This is a genomic window from Kitasatospora sp. NPDC048545 (genome assembly GCF_040651155.1).
Lineage (GTDB): Bacteria > Actinomycetota > Actinomycetes > Streptomycetales > Streptomycetaceae > Kitasatospora.
Genome location: NZ_JBEZIQ010000001.1, coordinates 101,961 through 123,473, shown reverse-complemented (window position 1 = coordinate 123,473; position 21,513 = coordinate 101,961). Strand labels below are relative to the sequence as shown.

At 73.6% G+C, this 21,513-nt stretch carries 21 protein-coding genes and 4 pseudogenes; 13 read left to right on the top strand and 12 right to left on the bottom strand.

What is annotated here, in order from left to right:
* The first annotated feature begins 167 nt into the window (after positions 1 to 167).
* Complete coding sequence (locus tag AB0D10_RS00580; protein ID WP_360248836.1) at positions 168 to 902, top strand: GNAT family protein; 735 nt, start codon at positions 168 to 170, stop codon at positions 900 to 902.
* Here AB0D10_RS00580 and AB0D10_RS00575 read toward each other — a convergent pair.
* The gene (locus AB0D10_RS00575) at positions 892 to 2,163 is read right to left on the bottom strand and encodes an ADP-ribosylglycohydrolase family protein (protein WP_360248833.1); all 1,272 of its coding nucleotides are present in this window, start codon (positions 2,161 to 2,163) and stop codon (positions 892 to 894) included. The two genes, AB0D10_RS00580 and AB0D10_RS00575, sit on opposite strands and share 11 nt — an antisense overlap.
* A 108-nt stretch (positions 2,164 to 2,271) precedes the next feature.
* Here AB0D10_RS00575 and AB0D10_RS00570 point away from each other — a divergent pair, with 108 nt between their 5' ends.
* The gene (locus AB0D10_RS00570) at positions 2,272 to 3,267 is read left to right on the top strand and encodes a hypothetical protein (protein WP_360248830.1); all 996 of its coding nucleotides are present in this window, start codon (positions 2,272 to 2,274) and stop codon (positions 3,265 to 3,267) included.
* 40 nt (positions 3,268 to 3,307) lie between these two features.
* On the opposite strand, the gene AB0D10_RS00565 is transcribed toward AB0D10_RS00570, so the two are convergent.
* The 6 genes from AB0D10_RS00565 to AB0D10_RS00540 all read right to left on the bottom strand — a co-directional run bounded on the left by AB0D10_RS00565 (position 3,308) and on the right by AB0D10_RS00540 (position 11,179).
* Positions 3,308 to 3,823 (bottom strand): ribonuclease, encoded by a 516-nt coding sequence (locus AB0D10_RS00565; protein WP_360248827.1) that lies wholly within the window; start codon positions 3,821 to 3,823, stop codon positions 3,308 to 3,310.
* Between the two features lie 271 nt (positions 3,824 to 4,094).
* Positions 4,095 to 6,803, bottom strand: coding sequence for a pyruvate, phosphate dikinase (gene ppdK, locus AB0D10_RS00560; RefSeq protein ID WP_360248824.1), 2,709 nt, complete (start codon positions 6,801 to 6,803; stop codon positions 4,095 to 4,097).
* Between the two features lie 563 nt (positions 6,804 to 7,366).
* Positions 7,367 to 8,536 (bottom strand): tRNA dihydrouridine synthase DusB, encoded by a 1,170-nt coding sequence (gene dusB, locus AB0D10_RS00555; protein ID WP_360248821.1) that lies wholly within the window; start codon positions 8,534 to 8,536, stop codon positions 7,367 to 7,369.
* 134 nt (positions 8,537 to 8,670) lie between these two features.
* Complete coding sequence (locus AB0D10_RS00550) at positions 8,671 to 9,447, bottom strand: DUF4097 family beta strand repeat-containing protein (RefSeq protein ID WP_360248818.1); 777 nt, start codon at positions 9,445 to 9,447, stop codon at positions 8,671 to 8,673.
* Positions 9,444 to 10,088, bottom strand: a complete 645-nt coding sequence (locus AB0D10_RS00545; protein ID WP_360248815.1) for a response regulator transcription factor — start codon at positions 10,086 to 10,088, stop codon at positions 9,444 to 9,446. The genes AB0D10_RS00550 and AB0D10_RS00545 overlap by 4 nt, the downstream gene beginning before the upstream one ends.
* Positions 10,076 to 11,179, bottom strand: coding sequence for a histidine kinase (locus tag AB0D10_RS00540; RefSeq protein ID WP_360248812.1), 1,104 nt, complete (start codon positions 11,177 to 11,179; stop codon positions 10,076 to 10,078). Before AB0D10_RS00540 ends, AB0D10_RS00545 begins: the two co-directional genes overlap by 13 nt.
* A 246-nt stretch (positions 11,180 to 11,425) precedes the next feature.
* Between AB0D10_RS00540 and AB0D10_RS00535 the strand changes: the two genes are divergently transcribed.
* Positions 11,426 to 12,025, top strand: a complete 600-nt coding sequence (locus AB0D10_RS00535; RefSeq protein WP_360248809.1) for a hypothetical protein — start codon at positions 11,426 to 11,428, stop codon at positions 12,023 to 12,025.
* A complete protein-coding gene (locus tag AB0D10_RS00530) occupies positions 12,022 to 12,417 on the top strand; it encodes a hypothetical protein (RefSeq protein WP_360248806.1) in 396 nt (131 codons plus the stop codon). The genes AB0D10_RS00535 and AB0D10_RS00530 overlap by 4 nt, the downstream gene beginning before the upstream one ends.
* 12 nt (positions 12,418 to 12,429) lie before the next feature.
* Here AB0D10_RS00530 and AB0D10_RS00525 read toward each other — a convergent pair whose 3' ends face one another.
* The gene (locus AB0D10_RS00525) at positions 12,430 to 13,377 is read right to left on the bottom strand and encodes a helix-turn-helix transcriptional regulator (protein WP_360248803.1); all 948 of its coding nucleotides are present in this window, start codon (positions 13,375 to 13,377) and stop codon (positions 12,430 to 12,432) included.
* 102 nt (positions 13,378 to 13,479) lie between these two features.
* Here AB0D10_RS00525 and AB0D10_RS00520 point away from each other — a divergent pair, with 102 nt between their 5' ends.
* From AB0D10_RS00520 to AB0D10_RS00505, 4 genes and pseudogenes are all read left to right on the top strand, one after another.
* Positions 13,480 to 14,964 (top strand): MFS transporter, encoded by a 1,485-nt coding sequence (locus AB0D10_RS00520; protein ID WP_360248800.1) that lies wholly within the window; start codon positions 13,480 to 13,482, stop codon positions 14,962 to 14,964.
* Positions 14,965 to 15,073: 109 nt separating this feature from the next.
* Positions 15,074 to 15,235 (top strand): annotated as a pseudogene (locus AB0D10_RS00515) (type II toxin-antitoxin system prevent-host-death family antitoxin); the annotation flags it as partial.
* A 40-nt stretch (positions 15,236 to 15,275) separates the two neighbouring features.
* On the top strand, positions 15,276 to 15,425 hold the full coding sequence (locus AB0D10_RS00510; RefSeq protein ID WP_360248797.1) for a hypothetical protein: 150 nt from the start codon (positions 15,276 to 15,278) through the stop codon (positions 15,423 to 15,425).
* A gap of 33 nt (positions 15,426 to 15,458) precedes the next feature.
* Positions 15,459 to 15,647: pseudogene (locus tag AB0D10_RS00505) on the top strand (MarR family transcriptional regulator); the annotation flags it as partial.
* Between the two features lie 83 nt (positions 15,648 to 15,730).
* Here the strand turns inward: AB0D10_RS00505 and AB0D10_RS00500 are convergent.
* Entirely contained in the window at positions 15,731 to 16,852 is a 1,122-nt protein-coding gene (locus tag AB0D10_RS00500; protein ID WP_360248794.1) for a serine hydrolase domain-containing protein, read from the bottom strand.
* 205 nt (positions 16,853 to 17,057) lie between these two features.
* Entirely contained in the window at positions 17,058 to 17,504 is a 447-nt protein-coding gene (locus tag AB0D10_RS00495; RefSeq protein WP_360248791.1) for an Lrp/AsnC family transcriptional regulator, read from the bottom strand.
* 93 nt (positions 17,505 to 17,597) lie between these two features.
* Between AB0D10_RS00495 and AB0D10_RS00490 the strand changes: the two genes are divergently transcribed.
* Together AB0D10_RS00490 and AB0D10_RS00485 are read left to right on the top strand one after the other, a co-directional pair.
* Positions 17,598 to 18,407 carry an LLM class flavin-dependent oxidoreductase gene (locus tag AB0D10_RS00490; protein WP_360248788.1) on the top strand — a complete coding sequence of 270 codons (810 nt, stop codon included), beginning with the start codon at positions 17,598 to 17,600 and terminating at the stop codon, positions 18,405 to 18,407.
* On the top strand, positions 18,404 to 18,898 hold the full coding sequence (locus AB0D10_RS00485; RefSeq protein ID WP_360248785.1) for a nucleoside deaminase: 495 nt from the start codon (positions 18,404 to 18,406) through the stop codon (positions 18,896 to 18,898). Before AB0D10_RS00490 ends, AB0D10_RS00485 begins: the two co-directional genes overlap by 4 nt.
* On the opposite strand, the gene AB0D10_RS00480 is transcribed toward AB0D10_RS00485, so the two are convergent.
* Positions 18,826 to 19,482, bottom strand: coding sequence for a TetR/AcrR family transcriptional regulator (locus AB0D10_RS00480; protein WP_360248782.1), 657 nt, complete (start codon positions 19,480 to 19,482; stop codon positions 18,826 to 18,828). The two genes, AB0D10_RS00485 and AB0D10_RS00480, sit on opposite strands and share 73 nt — an antisense overlap.
* 75 nt (positions 19,483 to 19,557) lie before the next feature.
* Here AB0D10_RS00480 and AB0D10_RS00475 point away from each other — a divergent pair, with 75 nt between their 5' ends.
* Entirely contained in the window at positions 19,558 to 20,145 is a 588-nt protein-coding gene (locus AB0D10_RS00475; RefSeq protein ID WP_360248779.1) for an alpha/beta fold hydrolase, read from the top strand.
* 31 nt (positions 20,146 to 20,176) lie between these two features.
* On the opposite strand, the gene AB0D10_RS00470 is transcribed toward AB0D10_RS00475, so the two are convergent.
* Positions 20,177 to 20,704, bottom strand: a complete 528-nt coding sequence (locus tag AB0D10_RS00470) for an ATP-binding protein (RefSeq protein WP_360248776.1) — start codon at positions 20,702 to 20,704, stop codon at positions 20,177 to 20,179.
* A 224-nt stretch (positions 20,705 to 20,928) separates the two neighbouring features.
* On the opposite strand from AB0D10_RS00470, the pseudogene AB0D10_RS00465 reads away from it, so the two are divergent.
* Both AB0D10_RS00465 and AB0D10_RS00460 read left to right on the top strand, forming a co-directional pair.
* A pseudogene (locus AB0D10_RS00465) lies at positions 20,929 to 21,054 on the top strand (LysR family transcriptional regulator); the annotation flags it as partial.
* 266 nt (positions 21,055 to 21,320) lie between these two features.
* Positions 21,321 to 21,455, top strand: a pseudogene (locus tag AB0D10_RS00460) (tautomerase family protein); the annotation flags it as partial.
* Positions 21,456 to 21,513 lie beyond the last annotated feature (58 nt).

Genomic DNA, 21,513 nt, shown 5'->3' with positions numbered 1-21,513 from the left:
CCCGCGCCGCCCGTTCCGGGCCGCCGCCCCCGCCCCGCCCGACCGGATCCTCCGGCGCGCACGGCTACCCGGCGGACGGTCACGGGCCGGGGCGAAAACGTCACCGCACCCCGAGCCGCACCCCGGCGAGGGAGGCACCCTCCGACCGATGAAGGACCGAAGGTTCCGTGCCCGTACCTGTCATCCTCACCGGCCGCACCGTGCGGCTGGAGCCACTCGCCGCGCACCACGCCGAGGCCATCGCCGAGGCCGGCGCCGAGGACCGTACGACCTACGCCTTCACCCCCGTCCCGCACGGCCTGGAAGCAGCCCGCGACTACATCGCGCGCGCCCTCGCAGACCAGGCCGCAGGACGGTCGCTGCCGTTCGCGACGGTGAACGTCGCCGACGGCCGGGTGGTGGGCTCCACCCGGTTCCTGGAACTGGACTACTGGCAGGGCCCGATGGTGTGGCCGCCGGTGCCCGGCGTGCCGTTCGGCGATCCCGCCACGGCCGTCCCGGACGCCGCCGAGATCGGCAACACCTGGCTCTCGCCGCGCGCCCAGGGCACCGGCATCAACACCGAGGCCAAGCTGCTGATGCTGCGCCACGCCTTCGAGACCTGGGGCGTGCAGCGCATCTCGCTGCGCGCGGACGCCCGCAACCTGCGCTCGCGGGCCGCGATCGAGCGGCTCGGCGCGACGGGCGAGGGCGTGCGCCGGGCCCATTCGCGCGGGCTGGACGGGGTGGTGCGCTCGACCGCGTTCTACTCGATCCTCGACGCCGAGTGGCCGGCCGTCCGGGACATCATCGAGCTGCGGATCGCCGCCGCCACCTCGCCGAGCGCCCCGGATCCGGCGATCAACCAGGAGTGCCTTAGACCGGGCGGTGGCGGCGCCGGGCAGCTGATGATCACGGCCTGACCGGGGACCACCTGCCGGTGACGGCGTTCCTCAGGACCCAGGTGAGGACGGCCGTGCCGTGGGGGTCCCCGGGCGGCACCGACCAGCGGTGGTGGCTCGACTCGACGACCGCCGAGGTCGGACGCCAGCCACCGCGGACCCGGGTGACCGCCACCTCCCAGACCGGGTGGCCGTCCCCGGGCCGGCAGATCCTGACCGAACCCTCGTGGGTGTGCACCGCCCAACGGTGATCCAGCACGTCCGTGTGCCGCCCGGCCCGGATGCGCTGCCACTGTTCGTCGGTCCACTCCACGTCGGGGACGGGGTGCGGCCGCGGAACCAGCATGTCCGTACGCCCCCGGCCGCCGGTGACGGACCCGGGCGCCGGGAACGCCCAGGCGGGGAGCGGCTCCCGGGCGGCCAGCCAGCCCTCCGGGACACCCGCAGTGCCGGTGCACGCGGCGACCACTCCCCCGGTGATCGCGGCCACGGTGTCCATGTCGCCGCCGGCCGCGACGGCTTCCCACACGGCGGCCGGATAGTCGGCCAGCCGTCGGGCGGCGCACCACAGGGCGTACGGGACGGTGTCGGCGGCGGAGGTCCGGCTGCCGTTGCCGAGCACCTTCGCGACGACCCGGAGGTCCGGCTCGCCGAGCAGGTCGATCGCCTCGATCAGGCCGTCGCGCACGGCGCCCGGCGGGGTGTGGTGGGCGACGGCTCCCAGGAAGGACTCCTGCGTCGTGCTCTCGGTCCGGGCCCGGACCGCCAGGGCCGCCGCGACCGCGACGGCAACGGCCCCGTCGACGGCCTGCGGGTGGGTGTGCGTGATGACCGCAGTGCGCGCGGCCTGCCGCACCGCTTCGTCGAGGTCCCCGGCGTACGCGGCTCCCAGCGGGGCGACCCGCATCGCGGCGCCGTTGCCGTACGAGCCCTGGCCGTCGAAGAGTTCGGCCGCCAGCGTCCGGGCGTCGCCGCCCTCGCGGACCAGCCGCAGCATCCGGTTGGCGGCCGGGCCGTAGCCGCGGTCGAAGTCGTGGCGGCGGGCGAAGGCGTGGGTGAGGTCGAAGGTGTCGATCGCGCCGCGCTCGGCGTGGGCGGCGTACACCGAGCAGGCCATCTCGGTGTCGTCGGTCCACGGCCACGGCCACGGGCCGGGCGGGTCGGTGCGGGCGGCGAGGTGGGCGCGGGCGGTACCGGGGACGAAGAACTGGGCGCCGAGGGCGTCACCGACGGAGAGGCCGACGAGCGCGTCGAACGCGGGGCCCGTGTGTGGGGTCGTCATATGGGGCCAGCTCAGCCGCTCGACCGCCCCTTCGTCAACACGTTTGCCAGGACGCCACCGACGGGGGATGTTTCGCATACCTCCGATCCGGGCGGGAAACACCCTGGCATGACCCGCGCGAACCCGCTCGACCCGGTCGCCCTGCTCGGCGCCGATCAGCAGCACATCGCCACCCGGGCGCAGCTGCGCCGGCTCGGGGTGCCCTCCGGCACCATCGCCCACCGGCTGCGGCCGGGCGGGCCCTGGCAGCAGGTCCTGCCCCGGGTGATCTGCCTGCAGAGCGGCAGGTTGACGATCCATCAGCGCCTGCGGGCCGCCCTGGCCTACGCGGCGCCGAAGGGGACCGCGCCGCAGGCCGGGGAAGTGCTGCTGACCGGCTTCGCGGTGCTGGCCGACGCCGGGCTGCCGAGCGCCGGGCACCCGGCCGACATCGGCACGGTCGACGTGCTGATCCCCCGCCAACGACGCGTCTGCGAGCGGGAGTTCGTCCGGATCTTCCGGGCCGGCGGGGAGATGCCCGGCGGCTTCGAACGGGACGACGGGCTGTGGAGCACCACGGTCGCGCGGGCGCTGGCGGACCTCGCGCCGAAGGAGACCGGGCAGCGCCGGTTCCGGGCGCTGTGCGCGGAGGCCGTCCAGCGGCGGCACTGCGAACTCGGCGAACTGCTGGACCAGTTGCTGACCAGACCGGGCGCGCTCGGGCTGCCGCACGTGGCCCGGGTGGTCGAGGACCTGACCGCCGGGGTGCGCTCGGCGGTCGAGGGCGAGGCCCGCGAACTGCTGGCGCACGCGGGCCTGCCCGAACCGCTGTGGAACCCGGTGCTCTTCCTGGACGGACGCTTCCTCGCCGTCCCGGACGCCTACTGGCCGCACGCCTGCGTGGTCCTGGAGATCGACTCCCGCGCCTGGCACCTGCGCCCGGCCGACCACGAACGCGGCCTGACCCGCGCCAACCGGCTCACCACCGCCGGCCTCCCGGTGGTCCGCACCACCCCGGTCCGGCTCCGCCGCGACCCGGCCCCGGTGCTGCACGAACTGACCGCCCTGGTCACCACCGGCCCGCACGGCCCGCACGCCCGGGTCACCTGGCGCCGGGCGAGGTGACGCCGCGCAGGCTCCCGGCGGCCCGGCGCCGGTGCGGGGCTCAGCAGCGGGGGTCGATCTCCTGGAAGGTCGCGTAGTGGTCCGCGGACCAGTACTGCTCTCCGGAGGTGCCGGTGACCACGCGGCGGGTGCCGCGGTCGCCGGAGCCCGGGGTGACCACGGTGAACTCGTGGTAGTAGCCGTCGGCCTTCTTCGGCAGCCGGCTCTCGCGGTTCTCGAAGACGATGCCGTCGCGGTTGTAGGGGTACGGCCCGCCCTTGGCGATCAGGCCGAGGGTGTCCTGGGCCTGGCTGGGGAGCTTGGTGCGGCAGACGTCGGCCAGCGCGGGATCGGCGGGGACCCAGGTACCGGCCGCGGAGGGGGCGCCGCCGGCCGGCGGGGACGGCTTGGGGGCCGAGGACTTGGGGGCCGGGGAACCCGCGCGGGTGGCCGCCGAGGAGCTCGCGGCGGCCTTGGGGTGGCCGCTCCCCCTGTTCGCGAGGAGGTACCCGACCCCGGCCAGGACCACCAGGATCAGCACGGCCACGACGACGAGCGGGTTCTTTCGACTGGTCATGCGCCCCAGCTTGGCAGGCACCCGGGCCGCGCCCGACGAGCAGCGCGCGTGGCCGCCGCCACACCGGGCTGCCACACAGGCCGCCGCACGGGCGGCCGCACGGGCCCGTGCGCAGACGTACGGCCGGGCGGGAACGGACGCCGTTGTCCGTTCCCGCCCGGCCGTTTCACGTACGCCGGTTCTCCTGCGCCGAGCTCCGGTGTACGCCCTCCCGGTGGGAGGGGGAGCGGTCAGTCGTGCCCGCGCGTGAGGAGGGGATGCCTTCCCTCCCTCAGCGCGAGTCGCTGCCCGCCGTCTCGATTGCGGCGCGGCCTGCCTCCAGGCGCGCCACCGGGATCCGGAAGGGGGAGCAGGAGACGTAGTCCAGCCCCACCTCGTGGAAGAAGTGGACCGACTCCGGGTCGCCGCCGTGCTCGCCGCAGACGCCGAGCTTCAGGTCGGGGCGGGTGGCCCGGCCGGCCTCGACGGCGTGCTTGACCAGCGAGCCGACGCCGTCGCGGTCGATGGTCTCGAACGGGGAGACCCCGAAGATGCCCTTCTCCAGGTAGGCGGTGAAGAACGAGGCCTCCACGTCGTCCCGGGAGAAGCCCCAGACCGTCTGGGTCAGGTCGTTGGTGCCGAAGGAGAAGAACTCGGCGGCCTCGGCGATCTGCCCGGCGGTCACCGCGGCGCGCGGCAGCTCGATCATGGTGCCGAGCTTGATGTCCAGCTGGACGCCGGTGGACTGGGCGACCTCGGCGAGCACGCGCTCGCACTCGTCGCGGACCAGCTCCAGCTCCTGGACGGTGCCGACCAGCGGGATCATCACCTCGGGACGCGGGTCCCCGCCGGCCAGCCTGCGCTCGGCGGCGGCCTCGGCGATGGCCCGGACCTGCATGCCGAACAGGCCGGGGATGACCAGGCCGAGGCGGACGCCGCGCAGGCCGAGCATCGGGTTCTGCTCGTGCAGCTTGTGCACCGCCTGGAGCAGGCGCAGGTCGTTCTCGTTCGGGTCCTTGCGGGCCTCGGCGAGGGCGACGCGCACCGACAGCTCGGTGATGTCCGGAAGGAACTCGTGCAGCGGCGGGTCGAGCAGGCGCACGGTGACCGGAAGCCCGTCCATCGCCTGGAAGAGCTCCAGGAAGTCGCCCTTCTGCAGCGGCAGCAGGGTGGAGAGGGCGAGCTCGCGGTCCTTGTCGTTGTCCGCGAGGATCAGGTGCTCGACCTCCTTGCGGCGCTCCTCACCGAGGAACATGTGCTCGGTGCGGCACAGGCCGATGCCCTGGGCGCCGTAGCGGCGGGCGCGCGAGCCGTCCTCGGCGTTGTCGGCGTTGGCGCGCACCGCCAGGCGGCGACGGCCGTCGGCGTGCGACATCAGCCGGTGGACGGCCTGGACCAGTCCGCCCTGGACGTCGGCGCCGGCGTGCAGGGTGCCCTCGAAGTACTCGACCACGGGGGACGGCAGGACGGGCACCTCGTCGAGGTAGACCTTGCCGGAGGCGCCGTCGATGGAGACGACGTCGCCCTCGTGGATCACCAGGCCGTCGGCGGTGGTGAACTTGCGGCCCTTGGTGTCGACCTCCAGCTCCTCGGCGCCGCAGACACAGGTCTTGCCCATGCCGCGGGCGACGACGGCGGCGTGCGAGGTCTTGCCGCCGCGCGAGGTGAGGATGCCCTCGGCGGCGATCATGCCGTCCAGGTCGTCCGGGTTGGTCTCGCGGCGGACCAGGATGACCTTCTCGCCGGAGCGGGACCACTTGACGGCGGTGTACGAGTCGAAGACGACCTTGCCGATCGCGGCGCCCGGCGAGGCGGCGAGGCCCCAGGCGATCTGCTTGGACTCGGCGGTCGGGGCGAAGCGCGGGAACATCAGCTGGGCCAGCTGGCCGCCGGTGACCCGCATGAGGGCCTCGTCCAGGTCGATCAGGCCCTGGTCGACGAGCTGGACGGCGATCCGGAAGGCGGCGGCGGCGGTGCGCTTGCCGACGCGGGTCTGCAGCATCCAGAGCTTGCCGCGCTCGATGGTGAACTCGATGTCGCAGAGGTCGCGGTAGTGGTTCTCGAGCTTCTGCATGATCGCCATCAGCTCGTCGTACGACTTCTTGTCGAGCTTCTCCAGCTCGGACAGCTGCAGCGTGTTGCGGATGCCGGCGACGACGTCCTCGCCCTGGGCGTTGGACAGGTAGTCGCCGTAGACGCCCTGGGCACCGGTGGAGGGGTCGCGGGTGAAGGCGACGCCGGTGCCGGAGTCCTCGCCGAGGTTGCCGAAGACCATGGTGCAGACGTTGACCGCGGTGCCGAGGTCGTTCGGGATGCGCTCCTGGCGGCGGTACAGCCGGGCGCGGTCACCGTTCCAGGAGTGGAAGACCGCGTGGATGGCGAGGTCCATCTGCTCGCGCGGGTCCTGCGGGAAGGCCCGTCCGGTCTCCCGCGCGACGATGCCCTTGAACACCTCGACCAGTTCCCGGAGGTCGGAAGCGTCCAGGTCCAGGTCGTTGACGGTGCCCTTGGCGTGCTTGGCCTCGTCCAGGGCCTCCTCGAACAGCTCGCCGTCGACGCCCAGCACGGTCTTGCCGAACATCTGGACCAGGCGGCGGTAGGAGTCCCAGGCGAAGCGCTCGTTGCCGGACTGGGCGACGAGGCCGGTCACCGAGGCGTCGGAGAGGCCGATGTTCAGGACGGTGTCCATCATGCCGGGCATGGAGAACTTCGCGCCGGAGCGCACCGAGACCAGGAGGGGGTTGTCGGCCTGGCCGAGCTTCTTGCCCATCTCCAGTTCGAGGGCGTCCAGGTGGGCGCTGATCTCCTCGTGGAGGGAGGTGGGCTCGCTGCCCGTCTCCAGGAAGACCTTGCAGGCCTCGGTGGTGATGGTGAATCCCGGGGGGACGGGGAGGCCCAGGTTGGTCATCTCGGCCAGGTTCGCGCCCTTGCCGCCAAGAAGATCCTTGAGGTCCTTGTTTCCTTCGGTGAAGGAGTAAACAAACTTCTGCTGGGACGGCACGGGTCGGTCTCCTCGTACGCGGTTGCCCTGACGCCGGAGAACATACCCATTTCGAAGGCACTTCTCTGCCCTGAATAGGCCACCCGAGGCCGGTACCGAGAGGTAACCCGCTAGATCGAATGCACATAAAGGCGTTCACCTCTGTTGGTGAAATCGTCCGCCTGACGCGAGCAAGCATTCAACTCTTGAACGCAACGAACCCGAAGATCACACGATCCGGACGCTGGGTAGCGACCGTGGGTCGGTCGCGTTGCCCCGGCTTGATTTCCTGCAGCCGGATCGCCCGATCCCCGGCCGGCCGGCTTCGGGAAGCGATTCACGGCCGACCTGTCCATTTCGTCCACTGACCCGGCATCAGTCCCTGCGGCGTGTGGCAAGCGTCACCAGCGTGTCTCACCGGTCGAACGTAGACCGCCTCCGCCGATCGTCGCACAGTGTCCAGAAACGTGCTCGTTCCGTGACATCGGGCCGCCGAAAAGGAGCCCTCCTGTCCAGAATGGACAAGAGGGCTGGGACCTAGTGGCAGTCGGCCCGACCGGGCCGACTTCGACGGTCCGTACAGATCATCCGCCGGATGTGTCCGATTCGGCGTCCATGCCCGGCCGGGCGCAGTCGTACGGATCGTCCAACCAGCCCTCCGGCAGGACCACCCGGCCGTTGCCGCTGGTGCGCCCGCGCGGGCCGTCCGCGCCGGCCGGCCAGCCCTGAGACTGCTCCACCTCGGACAGGGTCGTGGCCAGTTCGGCCAACGAGGAGGAGCCGGCGAGCCGCACCCGCAGCTCGGAACCGACCGAGAAGCCCTTGGTGTACCAGGCGACGTGCTTGCGGAAGTCGATCACGCCGCGCGCCTCGTCGCCGATCCACTCGCCGAGCAGCTGCGCGTGGCGCACCATCGCCCGCGCCACGTAGCCGAAGTCCGGGCGGGCGTAGTCGACGTCGCCCTCGAAGATCGCGACCAGGTCCTTGAACAGCCACGGCCGGCCCAGGCAGCCACGGCCCACCACGACGCCGTCGCAACCGGTCTCGCGCATCATCCGCAACGCGTCGTCCGCCGACCAGATGTCCCCGTTGCCCAGCACCGGGACGTGCGCCGGGACGGACTCGCGCAGCCGGGCGATCGCCGACCAGTCCGCCGTCCCGCCGTAGTGCTGGGCGGCGGTGCGCCCGTGCAGGGCGATCGCGGCCACGCCCTCCTCGGCGCCGATCCGGCCGGCGTCCATGTAGGTGAGGTGGTCGTCGTCGATGCCCTTGCGCATCTTCATGGTCACCGGCAGGTCGCCCGCGTTGGCGACGGCCTCGCGCAGGATCTCCCGCAGCAGGTTGCGCTTGTACGGCAGCGCCGAGCCGCCGCCCTTGCGGGTCACCTTCGGGACCGGGCAGCCGAAGTTGAGGTCGATGTGGTCGGCCAGGCCCTCGTCCGCGATCATCCGGGCGGCCTTGCCGACGGTCACCGGGTCCACCCCGTACAGCTGGATCGAGCGCGGCTTCTCACTCGGGTCGAACTTGATCAGCTGCATGGTCTTGGCGTTGCGCTCGACCAGCGCCCGGGTGGTGATCATCTCCGAGACGTACAGGCCCTTGCCGCCGCTCTGCTCCCGGCAGAGGGTGCGGAAGGGCGCGTTCGTGATGCCGGCCATCGGCGCCAGCACGACGGGCGGCCACACCCGGATCGGGCCGATGTCGAGCGGCGCGAACTCGGTGTCGGACGCGGTGGGTGCGGGCGTGGCTGTCATGCGCGGCTGACCTCGGGTCGGGGGACGGGACTCTCCATTGTCCCCCACCCGGGTGAGCGGCCCGCGCGACGGCGGACGGCGCCGTGGCCGGTGGTGCCGGCCGCCATGCCCGGTGGTGCCGGCCGCCGTCGCCGCTACGACGGGTCGATGGTGACCGACCCCGAGGTGGCCGTGGCGTGGATGCGGTTCGGGCTGTCGGAGTCCGCCAGCTCCGGGTCGATCCGGCCGGTGCCCGACCCGACGTCGCTGGAGAAGGCGTAGCGGCTGTTCCTCGGCAGGGTCATCGTCACCGAACCGGAGGTGGCCCTGGTCTCCACCTGCTGCGGGGCCTTGGTGAAGGCCAGCTCCATCGCCCCCGAGGTGGTCTCCGCGTCGACCCGCCGCGCGCTCAGGTCCTCGCCCCGGATCAGCCCGGAGGTGGCGTGTGCCGTCACGTCCCCGGAGGTGCCGACCAGCAGCAGCTCGCCGGAGCCGAGCTCCACGTCCACGTTCCCGCTCAGCCCCTCCACCCGGACCGAGCCGGAGCCCACCGACCCCGACACCTCGGTCGCCGCCGGCACCTCCACCTCGATCTCGGCGCCGCAGCCGAAGTCCACGACCGGCAGGACCGTCCGGCACCGCACGCCGACGGTGAGGAGGCCGTCGACGACGATGCTCGACACCACCGGCTTGCGCACCGTCCAGTCCAGCCGCTGGCCGATCACCACGTGGTCCGCCCGCCCGGCCCGCACCTTGACCGAGGCGCTCCCCGTCTCCAGCTTCAGCCGGTGGACCGGCACGTCGTACGACCGGCTGCCAGTCGACTGCTGCTGCGCCACGACCGACCAGGTCTGCACCCCGGCGCCGAGCACGACCAGCACGGCCGCGAGCGTCCCGGTGACCCGCCAGGCCCTCGCCACCGCGGCCGTCACCCGACCTCCAGGAAGCGCAGCACCGCCATCACCCGGCGGTGACTGTCCTCGGCCTGCGGCAGGTCGAGCTTGGTGAAGATCGAGTTGATGTGCTTGGCCACCGCGCTGTCGCTGACCACCAGCGAGGCGGCGATCGCGGCGTTGGAACGGCCCTCCGCCATCAGGCCGAGCACGTCCCGCTCGCGCGGGGTCAGCTTCTCCAACGGATCCCGGTGGCGGCGCACCAGCAGCTGCGCGACCACCTCCGGGTCCAGCGCGGTGCCGCCCTCGGCGACCCGCTGCAGCGCGTCCACGAAGTCGTCCACATTGGCCACCCGCTGCTTGAGCAGGTAGCCGACACCGCTGGTGTTGGTCGCCAGCAGGTCGGCGGCGTACCGCTCCTCCACGAACTGGGAGAGCAGCAGGACCGCGGTCTCGGGCCACTGCCGGCGGATCACCATCGCGGCCTTCACCCCCTCGTCGTGGAAGCCCGGCGGCATCCGGACGTCGGCGACCACGACCTTCGGACGGTGCTCCTCGACCGCGGCCAGCAGCTCCACGGCGTCCCCGACGGCGGCCACGACCTCGAAGCCCACCGCCTCCAGGACCTTGACCAGGCCGACCCTCAGCAGGACCGAGTCCTCGGCGATCACAGCGCGCACGGCAACTCCACGGTGATGGTGGTGGGGCCCCCGAGGGGGCTGAGAACGGACAGCGTGCCGTCGACCGAGGCGGCGCGCTTGCGCAGACCGGTGAGCCCGGTGCCGCGCGAGGCGTCCGCGCCGCCCACCCCGTCGTCGCTGATGACCAGGCGCAGCCGGCCGCCGGCCGTCCGCACCGAGAGGTCGACCCGGTCGGCACGGGCGTGCTTGGCCACGTTGGTGAGCGCCTCGGACACGGTGAAGTAGGCGACCGCCTCGACGGTGGGGGCGATCGGCTCGGAGAGGTCGACGTCCAGGCGCACCGGCAGCGGGGCGCGGGCCGCGACGCCGGACAGCGCCGCGTCCAGGCCGCGGTCCTCCAGAACGGCCGGGTGCAGGCCGCGGACCAGGTCGCGCAGCTCGTCGATGGCCGCCTGGGCCTCCTCGTGCGCCTCCACGATCACCTGCATCACCTCGGGCGGGACGTCCTTGAGGGTGCGCCGGGCCAGACCCAGGTTCATCGCCAGCGAGGTGAGGCGCTGCTGCGCGCCGTCGTGCAGGTCCCGCTCGATCCGGCGGCGCTCGGCGTCCACCGCGTCGACCAGCCCGGCCCGGCTCTCGGTGATCTCCTCGACCCGCCGCTCCAGCGCCTCCGCCCGGTCGGGACCCAGCAGCTGCCGCGCCGTCCACACCTCCAGCTGGGCCGCCGTCGTCGTCGCCCAGGGCAGCGCGACCAGCAGCAGCACGCCGACGGCGGTGAGCCCGACGTCCAGCCCGGCCAGGTCCGAGCGCAGCGCGGTGCCGGGCGGCATCAGCCAGATCCAGCCGTACAGGGTGGTCAGCACCAGGGCGGCGCCCCAGGCGTACAGCAGCGCCGCCGCGCCCAGTGCCAGCAGCGGGCCGGCCAGGAGGTGGTGCAGGAGCTGGCGCCAGGTCATTCCCAGCAGCCAGGCCCGGCGCCGGGCCGGCGGTCGCGGCGGCGGGATCTCCACCCCGTACAGGGCGCGCAGCCGGCCGCGCTGGAGGGCGGTCAGCGGGCTGGTGCAGAGCAGGACGGCGGCGAGCAGCGGGAAGAGCAGTCCGGAGTCGGTGACGACCAGCCAGACCGGCACGGCCGACGGTATTCCGGCGGCTATGAAGCGGACGTCCCGCCAGGTCCCGGGCGACCACGGTGGACGCCGGAGGCTCCTGACGAGCGCTCGGCGCAACATGGTGGAGGGCATGGCCGACAGCGTAGGGCCCGGTGATCATCGGTCGCCATGAAGGGGGGTGCCCGGTGGGGGTGTAGCTGGCTACACCCCCGATTCGGGGTGGAGCACCACCGACAGGAAGGGGTCGTCGGCGGAAGGCTTGGAGGCATGACGAGGACCGCATCGCACTCCGCCACTCCGCCGCACGGACGGCGCCTCCCCGGGAACCACGGGGGTGTTCCCGGGGGCGCGCTCCGCCCGGCGTCGGAGCCGGAGGGTGCGCTGTCGGCCGGCGCCGGCCCCTGGTCGGTCCGCAGCGTCCGGCCCGACCGCGGCCGGGCCGCGCTGGAGCTCTACCAGCACGGCGAGTTGACCGACGTCCTGGTCAGCGCCCGGCTCACCCCGCAGCTGCTGCGCGGGGCACGGCGCAGCCCGTCCGGCGGGCGGGCCCGGCACGTGCTCGCCTGGGGCCGGCTGGCGGGCGACGGCACGGCGCCCTCGGTGGTGTTCACCGGGCGGCGGGTGTTCCGGCCGGTGCGGGCCGCGGCCGAGGTGGTCACGGTGGCCGGGCGGTTCTGGCTCGCCTGGGCCGAGGGACCGTTCGACGCGGTGCTGGTCGAGCACCCGGCAAGCCGGGCCGCCGAACGGCTGCCGCTGGAGCGGGTGCGCGAGCGGACGCGGGGTCAGGAGCGGACCCGGGGACGGGAACACGGCCGGGGGAACGGCCGGGAGAACGTCCGGGAGCACCGGGCCGGGGGTGCGGCATGAGCACCGCCGTCCTCTCCGCCCGATCCGTCCGCTCCGCCCCCTCGTCCGCCCTGCCCGAGCGCTTCGCCCGGGTGCCCGTCATGGCCGCGGTCGCCCTGCTGCCCTGGCTGACGATCCTCGCCGTCTGCCACGAGACCCCGTGGGTCGTGCTCGACCTGGTGGAGTTCTCCGCCCTGCTCTCGCTGGACGCACTGCTGCGCCGCCGCGACCCCGCCGCGCTCTGGGCGGGCGCGGCGGTTGCCCTGCTGCTCACCGCGGACGCGCTGGCCGACATCGCCTGCGCCGGGCCGGGACACGCGGTGCTCGCTGCGCTGGTCATGGCGGGCGGCGTCGAACTGCCGCTCGCGGTGGTGTGCCTGCTGCTCGGGCGGGACGCGGCCGCCCGGGCCTGAGCGGCCGTCGGCTCAGGCCGCCGTCGGCAGCCGGTCCATCAGTGCGCGGGTCCCGTCGTCCAGCGGGGTGTAGGTGATCATCCGGGTGCCCAGCCCGGGACTGAGCCAGAAGTTGGTGTACTCGCAGCTCAACAGCCCGACACCGGGCACCTGGAAGCGCTTGATGCCGTTGCCCGGCCGCATCACGTCGTGCCGCTGCCAGAGCTCCGCGAAGTCCGGCGAGGCCTTGAGCACCCGGGCCAGCAGCGCCTTCCAGGCCGGCTCCGAGCTGTGGTCGGCCATCGCCGAGCGGAACCGCGCCACCATCCCGAGGCGTTCGGTGCGGTAGTCGACCAGCACCTCGCGGAACCGCGAGGGCGTGAACGCCATCCACATCAGGTTCCGGTCCTCCGGCGGCATCGCGGCGAGGTCGCCGACGATCCCGGTGTACTGCGCGTTGTACGCCAGCACGTCGTAACGGGAGTTGACCACCAGGGCCGGGTACGGCGCCATCTGCTCCAGCACCTGCCGCACGCTCGGGGTCACGGAGGGGCACTCCCGCACCGGCGCCGGATCGTCCGCGCCGGCCAGGGTGAACAGGTGCGCGCGCTCGCTCGGGTCCAGCAGCAGCGCCCGGGACACCGCGTCCAGCACCTGGGCGGACACCTGGATGTCCCGTCCCTGCTCCAGCCACGTGTACCAGGTCACCCCGACCGCGGCGAGCTGCGCGACCTCCTCCCGGCGCAGCCCCGGCGTACGGCGGCGGCCGGTCAGCGGCAGGCCCACCTGCTCGGGCGCGATCCGCTCGCGGCGGCTGCGCAGGAACGCGGCCAGCTCGTGCCGGCGGGCGTCACCGGGGGTCACCGAGCCGCCCCGGGCGACCGGGGTGGCCGGGGCGCCCGGGTGCGGACCTGCCGTAGCGGTCCCGGCCGGCCGGGCCGGGGTCGTACGGGCTTGCGCGGCGGGGGTCATCAGACTCATGCTCCCCAGCATGCGGCACCCGGCAGCCTGTTGCCAGGTACTTCTTATACCTGGATAACCACACTCTGGTACCAGGGTACGGAGCGGCGGATCGTATGACCCGTGACCCAACAACTCGCCGTCGCCCCCACCCCGCACCGCACCGCCACCACCCCCGGCACCGCGGCCCGCCGCACCCCCTCGCCGGGCACCCCCGCCCCCGGAACCCCGGCCCTCGGCACCGCCGGGCTGGTCACCGTCCTGCTCGGGGCCTTCCTGCCGATGCTCGACTTCTTCATCGTCAACGTCGCCCTGCCCACCATCGACAAGGACCTGGCCGCCGGGCCCGCCGTCCTCGAACTGGTCGCCGCCGGCTACGGCATCGCCTTCGCCGTCCTGCTCGTCCTCGGTGGCCGCCTCGGCGACATCTTCGGCCGCCGCCGGCTCTTCGTCGTCGGCGCCGCCGCCTTCGCCCTCACCTCGCTGGCCTGCGGCCTCGCTCCCGACGCGTGGTCCCTGGTCGCCGCCCGGGGCGCCCAGGGCGCCTCGGCCGCGCTGCTCATCCCGCAGGTGCTCGGCACCATCACCGCCGCCACCGACGGCGCCCGGCGCGGCCGCGCGCTCAGCGTGTACGGCGCGGTCGGCGGAATCTCCGTGGTGATCGGGCAGGTGCTCGGCGGGATGCTGGTCGCCGCCGACCTGTTCGGCACCGGCTGGCGTTCGGTGTTCCTCCTCAACGTGCCGTTCGCGCTGCTCGCCGTGGTGCTCGCGGTCCGCTACGTCCCCGAGAGCAAGGCCGCCCGGGCCGCCCGGGTCGACGTGCCCGGCACCGTCCTGCTCACCGCCACCCTGCTCGCCCTGCTCATCCCGCTGATGGAGGGCCGGGCCGCCGGCTGGCCGCTCTGGTCCTGGGTGCTGCTCGGCCTGTTCCCCGTCCTCGCCGTCTCCTTCGCCCTGGTCGAGCGGCGAGCCGAGCGGCGCGGGGACACCCCGCTGGTGCCGCCGACCCTGCTGGGCATCCCGGAGATGCGGCACGGCCTCGGCATCGCACTCCCCTACTTCGCGGGCTTCGGCGGCTTCATGTTCGTCATCGCGGTCGCCCTCCAGCAGGGCCTGAAGCTCGGCCCGGTCGCGGCCGGCTGGGCGCTCGTCCCGATGGCCGTCGGCTACTTCAGCGCCTCGCTCGCCGGCCCGCGCCTGATCGGCCGCTGGGGCAGCCGGGTGCTCAGCGCCGGCGCCGTCATCCAGGCCGCCGGCCTCGCCACCCTCGCCGTGACCGTCCTCGCCGACTGGGCGCACTTCTCCCCGCTGCGGATGGCCCCGGGCGTCGCCCTCGCCGGCATCGGACAGGGCCTGATCGGCACCCCGCTGTTCCGGGTCGTCCTCTCCAAGGTGCCCGCCGCCCGGGCCGGCGTCGGCAGCGGCGTCCTCGCCACCGGCCAGCAGTCCAGCCTCGCCCTCGGCGTCGCCACCCTCGGCACCCTGTACCTGTCGCTCTCCCCCAGCCTCGGCATGGGCCGCGCGCTGGCCCTCTGCCTCGGCATCCAGCTCGTCGGCTCGTTCACCATCCTCTACCTGACCACCCGGCTCCCCCGCTCCATCGGCTGACCCCCGGGTCTCCGGGCCCCGGGCGGCGGCGGACGGCCCCGCGATCGCACGTCGATCGCGGGGCCGTCGGCGTTCCCGCCGCACCCGGCGCGGGGCGGCACTCGTTCGCGTGAAACCGACGCACACTCCTCGTGGTCGCCGCACGATCAGCTCTGCCGTGAGTCGTGTGACGACCAGAGTTCCCATCCGCCGGCTCCAGCAACACGCCAGCGAGTTGATCGACCGGGTAGCGGCCGGCGAGCGCGTGGAGATCACCCGCAACGGACGGTTGATCGCCGTCCTCGCGCCACCCGATCCCGAAACAGCGGGCCTTGGAGGACCTCGTTCGCGACGGCACCCTCGACCCGGAGGACGCCGCCACCGCGCGCGGCCTCTCCGACTGGGCGTTGCCCGACATCGGCACCCGACTCGGCTCGGCCTCCGACGCCCCGCACGCCATGCGGGAGGAGAAGGACCGTTGATCTACCTCGACTCCTGCGCGATCCTCAAACTCCTCCCGGCTGCGGCTCACGGACGCCGGGCGCGGGCTGTACGGGCGCACCACCGCCGAGACCTCCGGGATCACCGACCGGCTGTACGCCGGCATTCCGGCCGAGGACCTGACCGTCGCGGGCCGCGTGCTGACCATGATCACGGAGCGCGCGAAGGCCGAACCGGCCGGAGCCCGGGGCACCGGCGCCTGAGCGCCGGGCGGGCCGTACGGGCAGGGCCGGCTCCGGGTGCGGGGCCCGGGGCCCGGCGCCCGGCGCCCTGGGTGCCGTCCGGTTCAGCGGCACAGCGCCGTGTCCACGACGTCCTCGACGTGCCGGGTGACGGCGTCGTCGGCCGGGACGGTGGTCACCGCCACGGTGACGGCGCGGCCGTCGTCGGTGGCACCGCCCCGGGTCTCGTACCCCGGGATGTCGCCGCCGTGCCCCCAGTAGACCCCGCCGCAGGACAGCGGCCGGCTGAAGATCCCCAGGCCTGCGCCCATGCCGGTGTCCCCGACCGGGACGGTGGTGCGCATCCGGGCGAGTTGGGCCGGCGGGAGGAGACGGCCGGCGAGCAGCGCGGAGTAGAAGCGGTTGAGGTCGGAGCCCGTGGAGATCATCTGCCCGGCCGCCCAGCCCGCCGAGGGGTCCATCTCCGTGAAGTCCTGCAGCGGCCCGTCGGCGGTGTCCCTGCGGTAGCCGTGCGGGTGGGGCTCGCGGATGGTGCGGTCGCCCGCGGCGGGGAAGTAGGTGTGCCGCAGCCCGATGCGCCGGACGACGCGGCGGTCGATCTCCTCGCCGATCGGCCGTCCGGTGACCTTCTGGACGATCAGGCCGGCGAGCACGTAGTTGGTGCTGCTGTAGCCGAACTTCTCCCCCGGGGCGGAGACCGGCTTCTGGCCGAGGGCGAGGTCCAGGAGCTCGCGCGGCTCGAAGTACCGCTCCCGGAGCGAGGCTTCGTCGAGCGCCCCCTCATAGTCGGCCAGCCCGCTGGTGTGCTGGAGGAGTTGGCGGACGGTGATGCTCCGCCCGTCGATGCCCTCGCCGCGGACCAGGCCGGGGAGGTAGGTGTCGACCGGGGCGTCGAGGTCGACCTTCCCCTCCCCCACCAGTTGCAGCACGACGACGGCGGTGAAGGTCTTGGTGTTGCTGCCGATCCGCACCTGCCCGTCGACCGGAGCCTTCGCCCCGGTGGCCACGTCCCCCACCCCTGCGGTGAAGTGGCGGACGCGGCCGTCCCGGTCCCGGACGGTCGCGAGCGCGGCGGGCACGCCGTCCGCCCGCACCAGCGCGTCCAGCCCCTGCCGCACCGGGTCGGGCCGGTCGGCGGCCGAGGCGGCGGGTGCCGCCAGGACTCCGGCGCCGACGACGAGCGCGGCCGAGAGCGCGAGGGCCGTGCGGCGGATCCGCTGACGCATGGGTCAACTCCTCTGGATTCGTGGGGAGTAGGGCCTCCCTGGTCACGACCGCCAGTCTGGTCGGCCGGTTCGTGGACGACCTCCCCCGTTCGAGGGAGCTTTCCGTCGCACCCGCACCCGCACCCCGTTCCCGGCCACCGCGCCTGCACCCGCACCCGCACCCGCACCCGCGTCCGTCTCCGCACCCGGTTCCGGGCACCCGCGGTCAGGGCCGGGCGGGCCCGCGCAGGGGCAGTGTCGGGCGGTAGACGACGCTGGTGGTGGTGCTGCCGAAACCGGCCAGCTCGTCGACCAGGGTCTCCAGGTGTTCCATCGAGGTCGCCGCGACCTTCAGCGTGTAGCAGTCGTCGCCGGTGGTGCGCAGGCACTCCAGGATCTCCCGCCGCTCGGCGAGCAGCCGCCGCAGCGGCTCGTGCCGGTTGCCCGGGTACTTCAGCCGGACGACGGCGAGGACGGGGTAGCCGACCTTCGCCAGGTCCACCGAGGCGTGGTAGCCGGTGATGACGCCCAGCGACTCCAGGTTCCGCACCCGTTCGGTGGTCGCGGAGGCGCTGAGGCTGACCCGCCGGCCCAGTTCGCTGAGGGAGATCCGGGCCTCGCGCTGGAGCTGCTCGATGATCGCCCAGTCGGTCTCGTCAAGATTCACGGCCATCCGGCGAATCTACCGGGAGAACCACGGCCGCGGGCGGCCATGACCGGGAGGAGTCCGTTCCTTCCCCCATGATCACGGGGATAGCCTCGAAGCATGCAACTTGGCGTCAACGTCCCGAACTTCGGCCCGGGCACCGATCCCGGCGTACTGCGCGAATGGGCCCGCACCGTGGAGGGCCTCGGCTTCGACCTTCTCATGGTGTCGGACCACGTGGCGGTCACCCCGGACGTGGCCGTGCGGTACCCGGAACCGTTCCACGAGCCGTTCACCACCCTGTCCTGGCTGGCCGGGACCACCACCGGCCTGCGCCTGGGTACGACCGTGCTCGTCCTGCCGTACCGCAACCCGCTGCTGGTGGCGCGCATGGCCGGCACCCTCGACCGGCTCAGCGGCGGCCGGTTCGTCCTCGGGGTGGGGGTCGGCTGGGCCCGCCAGGAGTTCGACGCGCTCGGCGTGCCGTTCGGCGCACGCGGCCGGCTGACCGACGAGTACCTGGGCGCCCTGCGGGAGACCTGGCAGCAGCACGGCGGGTCCGTGCCGGTCTGGGTCGGCGGCCACAGCGAGGCGGCGCTGCGACGCGCGGTCCGGTTCGGCGACGCCTGGCACCCCCTGCGGCTACCCCTGGCCCGGATGCGGTCGGTACTGGCCGAACACCCGGTGCCGGGCTTCGCCCCCCGCATCGCCCTGCGGCTGACCGACGCCCCGGTCGAGGACCCCGAGCGTCCGGCCGGGGTGGGCAGTGTCGACCAAGTCATCGGCGACCTGCGGCAGTTGCGCGACCTCGGCGCCGAGACCGTCGTGTTCGACCCCTACCACGGGGACCCCGAGGAGACCCGCCGACCGCAGACGGCCTGGCGGGACCTCACCACCGTGACCAGCCAGTGGAAGGCGGAGACCACGTGATCACCGAAGCCGACGAGACCCTGCTGCGCCGGGCGCTCGCCATCGCCGCCCACGCGGTCACCCTGGGCGACGCCCCGTACGGATCCCTGCTGGCCGGCCCGGACGGCGAGATCCTCGCCGAGGCCCACAACACCGTGCGGCGCGACAATGACATCACCGCCCACCCGGAGCTGAAGCTCGCCCGCTGGGCGGCCCGCGAACTCGACCCGGCCACGGCCGCCGGGACCACGCTGTACACCAGCTGCCAGCCGTGCGGGATGTGCCACGGCGGCATCGTCCGCTCCGGCCTCGGCCGCGTCGTCCACGCCCTGTCGACGGAGCAACTCGTCTCCCTCAACCCGCAGTCGGGCGCCTGGCCGGTGGTGCCGCAGGACGGCCCCGCACTGCCCGAGGAGGCCCGCGCCCCGATCGAGGCGTACTACCGGCCCCCGGGTCCGCCCGCTCCGGATCGCGGCGCCCCGGGCCGTCCGAGGAGGCCGTTCAGCAGCTGATCGACGTGGGCGGCGGCCAGGGCGGGCTCCAGGGGCTGGTGCTCGACCAGCAGGCGGTACCAGAAGAGGCCGAAGAAGTGGTCGGTGGCGGCCTGGAGGTCGGCGCCGGCGGGGAGTTCGCCGCGCCGGACGCCGCGGGCGAGCAGGGCGAGCACGACGGCGCGCCGGGTCTCCACCCACTCCCGGAAGGGCTCGGCGAACGCCGGGTCCAGCTGGGCCTCCGCCATGAGGCCGCGCAGCGTGCGGACCCGGACGGGGTGCGCGGTGACGCCGTACAGGGCGGTGGCGAAGGCGGTCAGGTCGTCGGCGAGCGAGCCGGTGTCGGGCTCGGGCATCCGCTGCTCGACGGCGGCCCGGTAGGCGTCCATGACGAGGACCGCCTTCGACTTCCACCAGCGGTAGACGGTGCTCTTGGCGACGTCGGCGCGGGCGGCCACGCGTTCGATGGTGACGGCCCGGTAGCCGAGGTCCTCGACGAGTTCGATCGCGGCGGTCAGAACGGCGTCGTGGGCGTCCTGGCTGCGGATCCGGCCGCCGGTGCGGCGACCGCGGGCTTCTCCGCTGGGGTTTTCTCCGGAAGGCACCTCCTCACGCTAGCAGCGTGCTACCTTCTAATCGAAACGCTACGGATCGTTTTAATTCAGGGGAGTGAATCGACCATGAGCGAGATCGTGGTGGCGCACGGCTACGGCGCGAGCGACGACAGCGTCTGGTTCCCTTACCTCACCGAGCAGTTGGCGAAGGCCGGGCACCGGGTCACCGTGCCACGGCTGCCGGAGACCGGGGCCCCGCGCCTGCAGCCGTGGCGCGAGGCCTACGGCGAAGCCGCGCTCGCCGCGGGCCCGGCCGAGTCCACCGTCCTGGTCGGACACAGCATCGGCGGGGTCAACGTGCTGCGCTTCCTGGAGCAGCACGACCCCGAGGCGAACGGGGTGTTCGCGGGCGTGCTGCTGGTGTCGGCCTCCGCCCACCCCGTCGGGTACGAGGCGCTCGCCTCCTTCTTCGAGGACGAGTTCGACTGGGAGCGCATCCGCCGCTCGGCCCGGGGGTTCCGGATCCTCCAGGCCATGGACGACCCGGTCAACCAGCCCGACCCGGCCGAGCACGTCCGCCTCTTCGTCCGGGGCCTCGGCGCGACCGCCGTCGTGACGCCCACCGGCGGCCACTACGGAGCCGCCCCGGACGACCACGTCGAGGTCCCGGAGGCCGTCCGGCTGGTCACGGAGCTGCTCGCGGCCCGACCCTGACCCCACCACCGAAGGCCGAGGACCGCGACCGTCAGGCGAACGACGGCCACCGCCCGGCGGCCCACGCCCGCCAGTCCGCCCAGCCCGGCGGCGGGCCGGCCACGGGCCCGAGTCCTTCCAGTTCCGCCGCGTCGGGCTCCTCGAAGTGCGCCCGCCCGAGCAGGATGTCCGCCTCGGTCATCGGGAACGTCTCCTCGGGGGTGGTCGCCCAGCGACGGGCGATCCGGGCGCGCTGGGTCTCGTCGTCCACCGGCAGGTAGAGCATGCGCAAGCACGCGCCCTCGGCCTCCACCAGCCAACGGATCGCCGAGCGCTCGTCCCGCGACCAACAGCCGTAGTCCACCACGACGTCGGTGCCCAGCCTGACCGCCTCCAGGGCGAGCCAGAGCATGCGGCCCTCCAGCACGTCCCGCTTCCCGTCCGCCTCCGCCACACCGAACAGGGGAATCATCCAGTCGTCGGGCGTCAGCCGCAGCGCGCCGCACTCCTCGGCGAGCTGCCGGGCCCTCGTGGTCTTTCCGGCCCCCGGCAGGCCGACCATCAGGAACAACGTGGTCACCCCCGGATCGTGACAGGGCCGCCGGACGGACGGCCACTGCTTTTCCGCACGCTCACGGCCGGATCCGCCGACTGCGCGGGGCCGGATCCGCCAGGGGGGACCCGACGGGGACGGTCCCGGGCGGGGACGGCGCCGGGCCCGCCCGGGCCGCCTCCTCCCGGCAGCGGGGACCGTCTCCGGGCCTGCGACCATGGGCCCGTCGGCAGATCGAGCAGGGGGACCGCATGGAGCTACGGCAGCTGCGCTGCTTCGTCGCCGTGGCCGAGGAACTGCACTTCGGCCGGGCCGCCGAGAAGCTGCTGCTCGGCCAGCCCGCCGTCAGCCAGCAGGTCCGGCGTCTGGAACGGGAGTTGAAGGTCGAGCTGTTCGACCGCTCGCCCCGGCACGTCCGGCTGACCCCGGCCGGCGAACGTTTCCTGCCCGCCGCCAGGAACGTCCTGACCGCCGGGGACGCCGCCCGTGCCCTCGCCGCCGACCTGGCCGCCCCCGCCGTGCTCCGACTCGGTACGGTCACCGGACTCGGCGACCGGCTCGACCTGATCCTGGACACCTACCAGCGCCGGGCCCCCGACGTCCACGTCGAACTCCACTCCGCCCCGGTGCGGTCGAGCAGAAGCGCGAGCCGGTCCGGAAGGTCACCGAGGCCTTCGTGGAGGCACTGGAGGTCCCCGCCAAGAGCGTGTACGTCTGGATCCAGGAGTACCAGGCGGAGAACTGGGGCGTCGCCGGCAAGCTCACCGCCGACCGGTGACCTGAAAACGGACCGCGGGGATGCCGCCGCTGCGCCAGTCGGTGAGGCACCCGCGGAT

Bases quoted from the DNA above. Each gene is read 5' to 3' on its own strand.
- AB0D10_RS00495 (WP_360248791.1), bottom strand. From the start codon at position 17,504: ATGGCCGTGAATCTTGACGAGACCGACTGGGCGATCATCGAGCAGCTC.
- AB0D10_RS00500 (WP_360248794.1), bottom strand. From the start codon at position 16,852: ATGCGTCAGCGGATCCGCCGCACGGCCCTCGCGCTCTCGGCCGCGCTC.
- AB0D10_RS00525 (WP_360248803.1), bottom strand. From the start codon at position 13,377: ATGAGTCTGATGACCCCCGCCGCGCAAGCCCGTACGACCCCGGCCCGG.
- AB0D10_RS00490 (WP_360248788.1), top strand. From the start codon at position 17,598: ATGCAACTTGGCGTCAACGTCCCGAACTTCGGCCCGGGCACCGATCCC.
- AB0D10_RS00570 (WP_360248830.1), top strand. From the start codon at position 2,272: ATGACCCGCGCGAACCCGCTCGACCCGGTCGCCCTGCTCGGCGCCGAT.
- AB0D10_RS00535 (WP_360248809.1), top strand. From the start codon at position 11,426: ATGACGAGGACCGCATCGCACTCCGCCACTCCGCCGCACGGACGGCGC.
- AB0D10_RS00475 (WP_360248779.1), top strand. From the start codon at position 19,558: ATGAGCGAGATCGTGGTGGCGCACGGCTACGGCGCGAGCGACGACAGC.
- dusB (WP_360248821.1), bottom strand. From the start codon at position 8,536: ATGACAGCCACGCCCGCACCCACCGCGTCCGACACCGAGTTCGCGCCG.
- AB0D10_RS00575 (WP_360248833.1), bottom strand. From the start codon at position 2,163: ATGACGACCCCACACACGGGCCCCGCGTTCGACGCGCTCGTCGGCCTC.
- AB0D10_RS00565 (WP_360248827.1), bottom strand. From the start codon at position 3,823: ATGACCAGTCGAAAGAACCCGCTCGTCGTCGTGGCCGTGCTGATCCTG.
- AB0D10_RS00530 (WP_360248806.1), top strand. From the start codon at position 12,022: ATGAGCACCGCCGTCCTCTCCGCCCGATCCGTCCGCTCCGCCCCCTCG.